The following is an 11,199-nucleotide window of genomic DNA, read 5'->3' on the forward strand; positions in this document are numbered from 1 at the left end:
CGGGCTTTTTTTTGCCTGCGATTCAGCTCGGCGATTCAACGGCGGGCGCCGTGGGGATCGGCGCGACCTCGCGTCGGCTCAGAAACGCGAACACCACCGCCGCCGTGAGCAGGGTGAGCCCCGCCAACCCTTGCAGCAAGGTGTTGAAGCCTGCGAGGTAGGCCGTGCGCAGCCCTGCCAGTGGCAGGGTCGCACTGGCGTGTCGGGCATCGCCCATGACCAACTGCTGGGCAATCACCGACACGTCCTGCGCCGTGCCGGCTTGCAGATGACGCGCGACCAACGCACTCAATACCGCCAGGGTGATTGCCAGCGCCACACCTTCACTGGCGACGCGGGTGGTATTGAAAATTCCTGCCGCCATCCCCGCGCGTTCTTTAGGCACCACGCTGATCGCCAGGCCGTCCATCAACCCCCATGGCACCCCGGTGCCGATGCCGATAACCAGCATCGCGGCGACGGTCTGCACGGGGTGGCCGACGTTGACCAGGCTCAACCCGTACAGGCCTGCCGCCGCAATCAGCAGGCCGATAGCGCACAGCAGTCCCGCCGACAGCCAGCGCGTGAGGCTTGCCGCAATAATCGGCACCACCAGCATCGGCGCCGACAACGCCAGCATCATCAACCCCGCGTCAAACGCGCTGGCACCCTCCACACCGATAAACCGCAGCGGCAGCAGCACGATCAACACGATGTAGCAGTAACAGGTGCCGATCGGCAGCAACTGCACGCCGATAAAGCGGGGAAAACGAAACAACTCCAGCGCCAGCATCGGTTGGCTGGCGCGATGTTCCACGAGGATGAACACCAGCAAAAACAGGGCTGCTGACGCGAGCAGGGCATGGATCGTCGATGAGGCCCAACCGTGTTCGGGGGCCAGGATGACCGCCGTCGTCAAGGTCACCAGCATGGCCGAAAACGTCAGTACGCCGGCCAGGTCCAGGCGCAGCGCCTGCGGGTCGCGGCTCTCGCGCATTTTGGGGGCGGCGAACAACAGCGACAGGCCCGCCAGCAACGCCGTGGTGAGGAATACCGCGCGCCAACCCCACTGTCCAATCAGCAGCCCCGACACGAGGGGGCCGAATGCCAACCCCGCGCCAAACGTACTGCCCAGCAGGCTGAAGGCTCGGGTGCGCGCATGCCCGTCAAACTCCTGCGCCAGTGCCGCGCAGCCGCTGGCCAGCGCAGTGGCTGCCGCAACCCCTTGCACGCCGCGCAATATATCCAGCCACACAATGCCCGGGGCCACGGCCAGCAGCAGTGACACCCCGGTAAACAGCAACATGCCCGACAAAAACAACCGCTTGCGCCCATAGCGGTCGGCCAGGGTGCCAGCGGCCATCAACAGGCTGCCGAAACTGAGCATGAACGCGTTGGTAATCCAGGCCAATTGCGCAGGATGGGCCGCAAATGCCTCACCGATAAACGGCGTGGCCACGGCGCCGCCGGTGAAACTCATGGGTAATACCAGCGCCGCAAGGCAAATCGCCGCCAGAATGGCATAGCTGCCAGGCGCGGATTCAGTGGTTGCGTTCATGGGCGTTCCCGTCGGTCTATAAAGATAAAGACTCTAATCAGGATGTAATCGCGGATAAACAGGTCTACATTCCGCTCAAAGCGGACTAAAAGGATGCAATGACGTGACGGACGATCTCAGCGGTGTGATCGCCTTCGTGAAAACCGCAGAAGCCCTGAGTTTTGTAGGCGCGGCGCGTACGCTGGGGATTTCCGCTTCGGCGGTGGGCAAAAATGTCGCCCGGCTTGAGGCCGAGCTTAATGTGCGGCTGCTGCACCGCAGTACCCGCAAGGTCAGCCTCACGGCTGAAGGGCAGATGTTCTACGAGCGCAGCCGCAAGATCCTCGATGACCTGCACGACGCCCGCGCGATGCTTTCGCATGCCATGCAGGCACCGCGCGGCAAGCTGCGCGTGAGCCTGCCTACCATCGGCTATCGCTTTCTGTTTCCGCACATGCTCGCCTTCAGAAAAGCCTACCCGGAGATCGAGCTGGAACTGGACTTCAACGACCACCTGGTGGATGTGATCGAGGAGGGTTTCGACGTCGTGATCCGCAGCGGTGGGTTGGCCGATTCGACACTGATGGCGCGCAAGCTTGGGCCTTTTCGCTTTGTGCTGTGTGCGTCGCCCAAGTACCTGCAGGCCAATGGCCGACCCCAAACCCTCAGTGATCTTGAACACCACCAGTGCCTGCGTTATCGGTTTGCGACCACCGGCAAAATCATGGATTGGACCTTGTCCGCCAACCCCGCGATGACCCAGTTGCGCCTGCCCACGGCGCTGACCTTGAACAACATGGAAGCCATGCTCAGGGCCGCCGTCGATGGCCATGGCATTGCCTATGTGCCGGACTTCCTGGCCCGTGAGGCGCTGGCCCAGGCACAGCTGGACACCGTGTTGGACGGGCACTCCGATGACCAGGGCCAATTCTGGGCGCTGTGGCCTTCCAGCCGGCACCTCTCGCCCAAGATCCGCGTGTTCGTGGACTTTGCCGCTGAGCGTCTGTTTACAAACCCATCAACCGGTACCCCACTTGCAACTCGGTAATAAAGTGCTGCGGCTGCGCCGGGTCCGCCTCCAGTTTTTGCCGCAAATGCGCCATGTGCACGCGCAAATAATGGGGACGGTCGATGTAATCCAGGCCCCACACTTCCAGCAATAATTGCCGATGCGTCAACACCCGGCTTTGGCCACGAAGCATTGCACAGAGCAGGCGGTATTCGATGGGCGTGAGGTGCACCGGTTGCCCCTGGCGCCACACTTCATGTGTCGACAGGTCCACGGCAATGTCGCCAAACGCCACTTTGCTGGTGGCCGCCGCGGTACCCGTTTGCCCGTGCCGGCGCAGCTGTGCGCGGATGCGTGCGAGCAGCTCGGGCACGCCAAACGGTTTGGTCAGGTAGTCATCGGCACCCGCGTCCAGGGCGGCGACTTTTTCTTCCTCGCGATCACGTGCCGACAGCACCAGAATCGGCACCGCCAGCCAGCCGCGCAATTCGCTGATCAGCTGTTTGCCGTCTCCATCCGGCAGGCCGAGGTCGACGATCACCAGGTCCGGCTGGCGGCTGGCGGCATGGATCAGCGCGCGTTTGACGCTGTCGGCCTCGAACACCTGAAACCCTTCGTCTTGCAGGGCGATCCCGACGAAGCGGCGGATGTTGGCCTCGTCTTCCACAATCAAAATGCGTGCAGTGCTCATAGGGTTTCCATAAGCGGCGGGGTGCCCGCCGGTAACGTGATAGTGAAGTGCATGCCGCCCACCTGACCGGGGTTGGCTTCGATGCGCCCGCCATGGGCCTCGACGATGCGTTTGGCCAGCGCCAGGCCCAGGCCGATGCCGGCGACGGACGACTCCTGCTGGCCGCGCGCGAAGGGTTCGAACAGATTGGCTGGTGCTTTGCCTGGGCCGTTGTCGCTGACGTGCAGCACGATGCTGCCCGCGCTCGAGCAGGCTGCAACGGTGATCAGCGAGCCCGGCGGCGTGTACTTGGCAGCGTTGTCGAGCAGGTTGACCAGCACCCGCTCGATCAACAGTGCGTCGATTTCCACCAGTGGCAAGTGCGGGTCCAGCGCGGTGAGCACGCGGTGGTGCGCCAGCGGCTCACGCAGCTGGCGCAACGCGCTGCCGACGACTTCTTCCAGCGAATGCCATTGCCGGTTCAGGCGCACGCCGCGTTCCTGCATGCGGGCCATGTCCAGCAGGTTTTCGATCAGGCGCTGCATCGAGGTGGCCTGTTCATGAATGCCATTGAGCAACTCGGTCAGCGGCCCCGGTGGGGCGTGGGGCAGGGCGGTGTCGGCGGCGCCGATCAGTGTGGTCAGGGGCGTGCGCAGGTCGTGGGAAATGGCCGCGAGCAAGGTGTTGCGCATTTTCTCGCCTTCCATCTGCACCAGCGTGCTTTGCGCCACTTCGACGAAGTGCACGCGTTCCAGTGCAATTGCCAGTTGGCTCATGCAGGCTTCCAGCAGGCGGCGTTCCTGCGGATCGCTCAGGCGTTCGCTCTGGGCCAGTTCCAGCACCAGCACACCGCGCACGCGCATCGGGGCCTTGAGCGGCAAATAGCAGCCGTTGGCCGCCGACAACGTGTCGGTGCCATGGCCGGCCGCCTGGCCGTGGTCGTAAGTCCATTGGGCGATGCTATCGTCAATCGGCAGCCCGCTCGCGCTGACACTGTGCACGCCATCGGCGGCGTCCGGCAGCGCCAGGCCGACCCGCGCTTCAAACACGCCACTGAACGTGCGCAGGGCCACTTCGCTGATTTGCTCCACCGTCAACGCGGCCGACAGGTCGCGGGCCAGCCGCGCCAGGGAGGTGGCGCGTCGCTCGCGGGCGGCGGCGGTGCGGGCTTCGTGGCGCAAGCGCGCGGTGAGTTGCCCGGTGATCAGGGCGATGCCGAGCATCAGCGCAAAGGTGAAGAAATACTGGGTGTCATTGACGGTGAACGAGTAACGCGGCTGCACAAAAAAGAAGTCAAAGCACAGCACCGCGAGCATCGCCGCCCACACACCGGGGCCGCGCCCAAACCGCAGAGCCACCAGCACCACCGTCAGCAAAAACAGCATGACCACGTTGGCCAGGTCAAACACCTGCAGCAGCAGGGCGGCGACCGCAGTGGCGGCGAAACACGCCAGGCTTGCCCACAGATACGCCAGCCGGGTGCCCGCCGCCGGCACGGTTTTTTCGACGACCGGCGGCTTGCCCGGCAGCAGCCCGTGGGCAATCACGATCTGATCGATTTGCGGGTGGTGCCGGCTGATCCGGTCGCTGACCGATTGATGCCAGAACCGCCAGGCCCGGCGCGGATGATGGCCCAGCACCAGGCGATTCGCGTTGTGCTCGCGGGCGCAGGCGGCCAGCGCCTCGGCCACGTCCATGCCCGGCAGTGTGGCGGTGTCGGCACCGAATTCGGCCGCCAGCGCCAGGGTTTTCATCGCCGTCAGGTAGCGCCTGGCGCCACGCCCTTGATGCGCGGCTACGTGCACCACGATCCAGTCGGCTTCGAGTTTTTGCGCCAGCCGCGCAGCTTCGCGCACCAGGCGCTCGTCGCCAGCATCGCCCGCCACGCCGACCAGCAGGCGCTCGCGGGCGGGCCACACGGTACTGATCGAACGCTCGCGGCGGTACACGCGCATTTGTGTGTCGACCCGATCCGCCGTGCGCCGCAGCGCCAGTTCGCGCAACGCCAGCAGGTTGCCCTTGCGGAAAAAATGCCGCGACGCGCGCTCGGCCTGCGGGCCCAGGTACACCTTGCCGTCCTTGAGGCGTTGCAGCAGATCGTCGGGCGGCAGGTCGATCACCACCACTTCGTGGGCGTTATCGAACACGTGATCCGGCACGGTTTCGCGCACGCGAATGCCGATGATGCCGCTGACCAAATCATTCAGGCTTTCCAGGTGCTGGACGTTCAGCGTGGTCCACACGTCGATACCGGCGCTGAGCAACTCTTCAATGTCTTGCCAGCGTTTGGGGTGGCGCGAACCGGGTACGTTGCTGTGGGCCAATTCGTCCACCAGTACCACCGCGGGGTGCCGGCGCAGGGCGGCGTCGAGGTCGAATTCGCTGAGGGCGAACTCGCGGTGCAACAGGGCGGCGCGTGGCAGTTGTTCCAAGCCTTGGAGCCACTGGGCGGTCTCCGCGCGACCGTGGGTTTCTATCACGCCAGCGAGCAGGTCGCGGCCCAGCGCAACTTCGCGTTGCGCCGCCGCGAGCATCGCGCAGGTTTTGCCCACGCCGGCATTGGAGCCAAAGTAGATACGCAATTTGCCGCGCAAGGCGGCCTGTTCTTCCAGCTGTACCCGGGCCAATAAGGCGTCGGGGTCGGGGCGGTCATCGTTTAATGCGGGCATATTCTTCCTGGTGAATACAGTGCTGTTACCTGTGGGAGCGGGCTTGCTCGCGAATGCGGAGGGTCAGTCACACATGCACTGACTGACCCTCCGCTTTCGCGAGCAAGCCCGCTCCCACATTGGTTTGGCGGTGCTACACGAGACCCAACCCGCTAAGCAGCATGTCGATCAACTTGATCCCGGCAAACGGCACCAGCACACCGCCCAGCCCGTAGATCAGCAAGTTGCGGTTAAGCAGCGCCGCCGCGCCGATCGCGCGGTACGTCACGCCGCGCAGTGCCAGCGGAATCAGCGCGACAATGATCAACGCGTTAAAAATCACCGCGCTGAGAATCGCCGAGTTGGGGCTGCTCAGGTGCATCACGTTCAACGCGCCGAGCTGCGGGTAGGTGGCGACAAACGCCGCCGGGATGATTGCGAAGTACTTCGCCACGTCATTCGCCACGCTGAAGGTGGTGAGGGCGCCGCGGGTCATCAGCATCTGTTTGCCCACCTCGACCACTTCGATCAGCTTGGTCGGGTTGCTGTCGAGGTCGACCATGTTGCCGGCCTCTTTGGCGGCCTGGGTGCCGCTGTTCATCGCCACCGCCACATCGGCCTGGGCCAGTGCCGGCGCGTCGTTGGTGCCGTCGCCGGTCATGGCCACGAGCTTGCCCTGGGCCTGGTAGTCGCGGATCAATTGCAGCTTGTCTTCCGGGCGCGCCTCGGCGAGGAAGTCATCCACGCCGGCTTCCACCGCAATCGCGGCGGCGGTCAGGCGGTTGTCGCCGGTGATCATCACGGTCTTGATGCCCATGCGCCGCAGCTCGGCGAAGCGCTCCTTGATGCCGCCTTTGACCACGTCTTTAAGCTCCACCACGCCCAGCGCCTTGGCGCCGTCGCACACCACCAACGGCGTGCTGCCGCGTCGCGACACTTCATCGACCTTGGCCTGCAATGCTGCCGGGAAATTCCCGCCCAGCGCTTCGATATGGCTGCGAATCGCATCCGCCGCGCCCTTGCGAATCGCACGGCCTTCGGGCAAGTCCACACCGCTCATGCGCGTTTGCGCGGTGAAGTGCACAAAGCTTGCGCCCAGGGCGTTGATGTCGCCCGCGCGGATGTCGAATTTCTGCTTGGCCAGCACCACGATGCTGCGGCCTTCCGGGGTTTCGTCGGCCAGGGACGCCAGTTGCGCAGCGTCCGCCAGTTCGGCTTCCTTCACACCCGGCGCAGGCAAGAAGCTGCTGGCCTGGCGGTTGCCCAGGGTGATGGTGCCGGTCTTGTCCAGCAGCAACACGTCGACATCGCCCGCGGCTTCGACCGCCCGGCCCGAGGTGGCGATGACGTTCGCCGACATCATCCGGCTCATGCCCGCCACGCCGATGGCCGAAAGCAGGCCGCCGATGGTGGTGGGGATCAGGCACACCAGCAAAGCCACCAGCACCGTGGCGCTGATCACACTGCCGCTGCCGCTCATGGCCACGGCGAAGATCGAATACGGGCTCAGCGTGGCGATCACCAGCAGGAACAACAGGGTCAGGCCGACCAGCAAAATCGTCAGCGCAACTTCGTTGGGCGTCTTCTGGCGCTTGGCCGATTCAACCATCGAGATCATGCGGTCCAGGAACGATTCGCCGGGGTTGACGCTGATGCGCACCACCAGCCAATCCGACAGCACCCGCGTGCCGCCGGTGACCGAGGAAAAGTCGCCACCGGCCTCGCGAATCACCGGTGCCGATTCGCCGGTGATCGCGCTTTCATCCACCGAGGCCACGCCTTCGATCACCACGCCGTCCAGCGGCACCAGGTCGCCGGCTTCGATCAGCACCACGTTGTCCTTGCGCAGCAGGCCGGCTTCCAGCGGTAGCCAGGCGGCGCCGTGGCGCGGTTGCTGCAACAACTTGGCCAGGGTCTGGCGTTTCATGCCGCGCAGGCTGGCGGCCTGGGCGCGGCTGCGGCCTTCGGCCAAGGCTTCGGCGAAGTTGGCGAACAGCACGGTGAACCACAGCCACAAGGTGATGCTGAGGATGAAACCGCTGGGCGCTTCACCCTTGCCGCCCAGGGACTGGAACCACAGCAGGGTGGTGAGAATGCTGCCCAGGTACACCACAAACATCACCGGGTTTTTCCATTGCGCCTGAGGCAGCAATTTCTTCAACGCGTCGACGCCGGCAGTGAGCACGATGCGTCGATCAAACAGAGGTAAACGAGCATTTTTCATGAGGGCAATCTCTTACTCACTGACCGCAATAGAGGGCTGATGTGCATCCAGCGCCAAGTTGAGTTGCAGCACATTCACCCGTGGCTCGCCGAGCAGGCCGAGGGTGCGTGCGGCGGTGTGGTCGTTGAGCAGTTGCAGCAGGTCGGCCTCGGGGATATGGCGCAAGCGCGCTACCCGTGCCAGTTGCAGCCGGGCGTTGGCCACCGAGATATGCGGGTCGAGGCCCGAGGCGGAAGCCGTGACCGCGTCCACCGGCACCGGGGCGTCGGCCGGCAGGCCGTTGTCCTGGCGATAGGCCTTGGCGCGTGCGGCGACCTGGTCCAGCAGTTTCTGGCTGGTCGGGCCCAGGTTGCTCGCGCCGCTGGAACCGGCGTTGTAGGGCTGCGACACGCTTTTACTCGGGTCTTGCGGGTCGGCGCCGAGGGTCATGCTCGGGCGGCCCTGGAAGTACTCGGGTTTGGTGAAGTTTTGGCCGATCAACGCTGAGCCGATCACCAGGCCGTCGCGTTCAATCAGCGAGCCACTGGCCTGATACGGGAACAACAGTTGCGCTGCCACGGTGGTGAAAGCGGGGTACGCCAGGCCGGTCAGCAGCATGAAAAACACTGCCGACACCAGCACCGGACGCAGCAGCCCTTTGAATATCGATTGAGTCGTCATCAACATGTCCTTAGTTGTACGTCTGGCCGGACAGCAACTGCAGTTGCTCCACCAGCGGGCCGAGCGCGAGCGCCGGCAAGAAAGTCAGGCCACCGACCACCAGCACCACGAACACCACCAGCAGCATGAACAGCGGGGTCGCGGTGGGGATGGTCCCGGCGCCGGCCGGCACGGTCTTTTTCATCGCCAGCGAACCGGCCACGGCGAGCATCGGCAGCATGGTGAAGAAGCGCCCGATCAACATCGCAAGCCCAATGGTGGTATTGAAAAAGGGTGTGTTGGCGTTCAGCCCGGCAAACGCCGAACCGTTGTTGGCGGTGCCCGAGGTGTAGGCGTAGAGCACCTCGCTGAACCCGTGTGGGCCGAGGTTGTTGAGGCTGGCCATGGTGTCCGGCCACAGGGCGGCGAGGGCGGTGAAACCAAGAATGCTGATGGGGTGCGCGAGCACCGAGAGCATCACCAGTTTCATCTCGCGGGCCTCGATTTTCTTGCCGAGGAATTCCGGGCTACGGCCAATCATCATGCCCACCAGAAACACCGTGAGCAGCGCGTACTGGATCAGGTTGATAAAGCCCACGCCGTCGCCGCCGAACACGCAGTTGAGCATCATCTGCGCCAACGGCACGAAGCCGCCCATGGGCGTCAGCGAGTCGTGCATGGCATTGACCGAACCCGTGGTGGCTGCGGTGGTGGTGGCAATAAACAGGCTGCTGTCGGCGATGCCGAAACGCAGCTCCTTGCCTTCCATGTTGCCGCCGCTTTGCTCGATCGACAGCGTCTGGTTGGCGCCGGCTTGGGTCAGCAACGGGTTGCCGGTTTGCTCGGCGCCGTACACCAGCGCGAGGAAGCCGATGAACATCACCAGGAAGGTGCCGAAAAACACCCAGCCCTGACGGCGTTGCAGCAGCATGCTGCCAAAGGTGTAGGTCAGTGCCGACGGGATCAGCAGCATGCTGAGGATGTGCAGGATGTTGGTCAGCGGCGTCGGGTTCTCGAACGGGTGCGCGGCATTCATGCTGAAGAAGCCGCCGCCGTTGGTGCCGATGTGCTTGATCGATTCAAAGCTGGCGACCGCGCCGACGATCAGCTGTTGCTGCGCGCCTTCCAGGGTTGTCGCCAAGGCTTGTGAGGCGAAGGTTTGTGGCATGCCTTGCCACACATACACCAGCGCCATGGCCACACACAGCGGCAGCATCACCCGGTACAGGGTGCGAGTGAAGTCGACCCAGAAGTTGCCGATGTCGTCCGAGCTTGAGCGGCTCAATCCGCGAATAAACCCTGCGGCCGCGACCACGCCGGACGTGGCGCCGACAAACATCAGAAAGGTGATGACGGCCATCTGGCTGAAGTTCGACAGGCTGGTTTCACCCGAGTACGCCTGCCAGTTGGTGTTGGTAATAAAGGACGCGGCGGTGTTGAACGCCAGGTCCGGGGTTTGCGCGGCCAGCCCCAGCGGGTTGATCGGCATTAGCGCCTGCAAGCGCAGAACGATATAGCCGAGCAGCATCATCGCCGCGTTCGACAGCAGCAGCGCTGAGCCATAGCGGGCCCAGCCCATGGTCTCCAGCGGGTTGATGCCCAGCAGGCGATAGGTAAAACGTTCCGGCAGGGCGTGGCCGGTCCCGGTAAACACCCGGGTCAGCCACTTGCCCATCAGCACGGCGAGCCCGGTCATCAACCCCAGGACCAGCGCAAATTCCAGCAGAGTGCTTAGCATGTCGTGGCTCCGTTCAAAGCTTGCCCATGGCGACAATGGCCATGGCAGTCGCAACAAAAAACATCAGGGAGAGGCCGATAAACATCACGTCGTACATGGCGGACTCCCTAGAACTTTTCAGCGCGGATGAGGGCGTAGCCCAGGTAAGCGAACAGGCCCACGGCACATAAGCCGCTGGCGACATAAATGAAGGTCAGTGTGAGCACGGTGTAACTCCCCTTGTTGAAGAAGCGGGGGAGGTTATGCGCTTGGGTATCAAGCCCGGGCACTGATTACAGGGGGCGGTATTAAGACGGTATATAGATGGGTTTTGGCTGGACGAACGAAAACAAGGGATAGCCCGGTGCCGGGGTATCCCTTGAAAAACTGGGGTTCTGCTGATTTCAGTGATCAGCTTATTTGGCTTTCTTTTTCTTTTCGCCGCGGGTGGCGAGGTGCTCGAAGCAAAACGCGGCGGTGCCGAAGAGCGCAATCATTGACAGGACGACCATGCCTAAAGTTGAACTTTCCACGATGACTTCCTACGGGTTTTGGGGGTAGGACGTGACGGTAGAGCGTGGGGGGTTAGTTGCTCAATAGGGACGACGTAATCGTTATGGGGAAGTTGGAATTTATACGGGTTCTTTACGGGCTGGTGGGGGGGAGTACATATCCGTTGCTGCGGTAACGGCGGCTTGGGGTTCCGCTCTTACAGCGGGTCACTTTTGGCAAACGCCCCAAAAGTAACCAAAAGGTCTTTGCCCCACCACTCGGTG

Annotated in this window: 8 protein-coding genes; 1 reads left to right on the forward strand and 7 read right to left on the reverse strand. The window is 63.5% G+C overall.

Annotated features, from left to right (window positions below; all coding sequences use genetic code 11):
* Positions 1-22: 22 nt before the first annotated feature.
* The gene (locus AACV02_RS04065; RefSeq protein WP_119735562.1) at positions 23-1,537 is read right to left on the reverse strand and encodes an MFS transporter; all 1,515 of its coding nucleotides are present in this window, start codon (positions 1,535-1,537) and stop codon (positions 23-25) included.
* 103 nt (positions 1,538-1,640) lie between these two features.
* Here AACV02_RS04065 and AACV02_RS04070 point away from each other — a divergent pair, with 103 nt between their 5' ends.
* Entirely contained in the window at positions 1,641-2,564 is a 924-nt protein-coding gene (locus AACV02_RS04070; RefSeq protein ID WP_119735563.1) for a LysR family transcriptional regulator, read from the forward strand.
* Here the strand turns inward: AACV02_RS04070 and AACV02_RS04075 are convergent.
* The 6 genes from AACV02_RS04075 to kdpF all read right to left on the reverse strand — a co-directional run bounded on the left by AACV02_RS04075 (position 2,524) and on the right by kdpF (position 10,713).
* A complete protein-coding gene (locus tag AACV02_RS04075) occupies positions 2,524-3,216 on the reverse strand; it encodes a response regulator (protein WP_106580700.1) in 693 nt (230 codons plus the stop codon). The two genes, AACV02_RS04070 and AACV02_RS04075, sit on opposite strands and share 41 nt — an antisense overlap.
* The gene (locus AACV02_RS04080) at positions 3,213-5,864 is read right to left on the reverse strand and encodes a sensor histidine kinase (RefSeq protein ID WP_119735564.1); all 2,652 of its coding nucleotides are present in this window, start codon (positions 5,862-5,864) and stop codon (positions 3,213-3,215) included. Before AACV02_RS04080 ends, AACV02_RS04075 begins: the two co-directional genes overlap by 4 nt.
* A 133-nt stretch (positions 5,865-5,997) precedes the next feature.
* On the reverse strand, positions 5,998-8,067 hold the full coding sequence (gene kdpB / locus AACV02_RS04085; RefSeq protein ID WP_119735565.1) for a potassium-transporting ATPase subunit KdpB: 2,070 nt from the start codon (positions 8,065-8,067) through the stop codon (positions 5,998-6,000).
* Between the two features lie 12 nt (positions 8,068-8,079).
* Positions 8,080-8,727: a K(+)-transporting ATPase subunit C gene (kdpC, locus tag AACV02_RS04090; protein WP_106580703.1), complete on the reverse strand. Its 648-nt coding sequence runs from the start codon at positions 8,725-8,727 to the stop codon at positions 8,080-8,082.
* Between the two features lie 10 nt (positions 8,728-8,737).
* Entirely contained in the window at positions 8,738-10,444 is a 1,707-nt protein-coding gene (kdpA, locus tag AACV02_RS04095; protein WP_119735566.1) for a potassium-transporting ATPase subunit KdpA, read from the reverse strand.
* A gap of 107 nt (positions 10,445-10,551) precedes the next feature.
* Positions 10,552-10,713, reverse strand: a complete 162-nt coding sequence (kdpF, locus tag AACV02_RS30835; RefSeq protein ID WP_349815687.1) for a K(+)-transporting ATPase subunit F — start codon at positions 10,711-10,713, stop codon at positions 10,552-10,554.
* Positions 10,714-11,199 lie beyond the last annotated feature (486 nt).

This window comes from Pseudomonas sp. Larv2_ips, assembly GCF_963879675.1.
Classification (GTDB): Bacteria; Pseudomonadota; Gammaproteobacteria; order Pseudomonadales; family Pseudomonadaceae; genus Aquipseudomonas.

What these genes read in the sequence shown, in the direction of transcription:
- AACV02_RS04065 (WP_119735562.1), bottom strand. Translation starts at nt 1,537, where the DNA reads ATGAACGCAACCACTGAATCCGCGCCTGGCAGCTATGCCATTCTGGCG.
- AACV02_RS04075 (WP_106580700.1), bottom strand. Translation starts at nt 3,216, where the DNA reads ATGAGCACTGCACGCATTTTGATTGTGGAAGACGAGGCCAACATCCGC.
- AACV02_RS04080 (WP_119735564.1), bottom strand. Translation starts at nt 5,864, where the DNA reads ATGCCCGCATTAAACGATGACCGCCCCGACCCCGACGCCTTATTGGCC.
- kdpB (WP_119735565.1), bottom strand. Translation starts at nt 8,067, where the DNA reads ATGAAAAATGCTCGTTTACCTCTGTTTGATCGACGCATCGTGCTCACT.
- kdpC (WP_106580703.1), bottom strand. Translation starts at nt 8,727, where the DNA reads ATGACGACTCAATCGATATTCAAAGGGCTGCTGCGTCCGGTGCTGGTG.
- kdpA (WP_119735566.1), bottom strand. Translation starts at nt 10,444, where the DNA reads ATGCTAAGCACTCTGCTGGAATTTGCGCTGGTCCTGGGGTTGATGACC.